This window comes from Phytoactinopolyspora endophytica (assembly GCF_004138495.1).
In the GTDB taxonomy this organism is placed as follows: Bacteria; Actinomycetota; Actinomycetes; order Jiangellales; family Jiangellaceae; genus Phytoactinopolyspora; species Phytoactinopolyspora endophytica.
In genome coordinates this window covers 43,714-43,946 of record NZ_ML142869.1, presented here as the reverse complement: position 1 = coordinate 43,946, position 233 = coordinate 43,714, and the positions used below count along the sequence as shown (strand labels likewise).

General features: G+C 66.5%; 1 pseudogene. It reads left to right on the top strand.

The window, feature by feature from the left end:
- Positions 1 to 233 (top strand): annotated as a pseudogene (locus tag ELR45_RS35985) (MFS transporter); the annotation flags it as partial.

Genomic DNA, 233 nt, shown 5'->3' with positions numbered 1-233 from the left:
CAGTTCGTCGGCTTCGTGCTCAGCGCACTTGCCGCGGGTCTGCTCGTCGGTGGCGGGCTGTTCGCCGCCCTCGGCAGCCGGATCCCGCGTCGTACATGGTTCGTCACCGGTGCCGTCATCGTCGCGATAGGTTTCGCTGTTGTTGGCATACTGGGTCCGGTGTGGTCGATCTTCACCGGCGCGGCGATCGTGGGCCTCGGCGGTGGCGGCATGAATGCCGTGGTTGGGTTGAC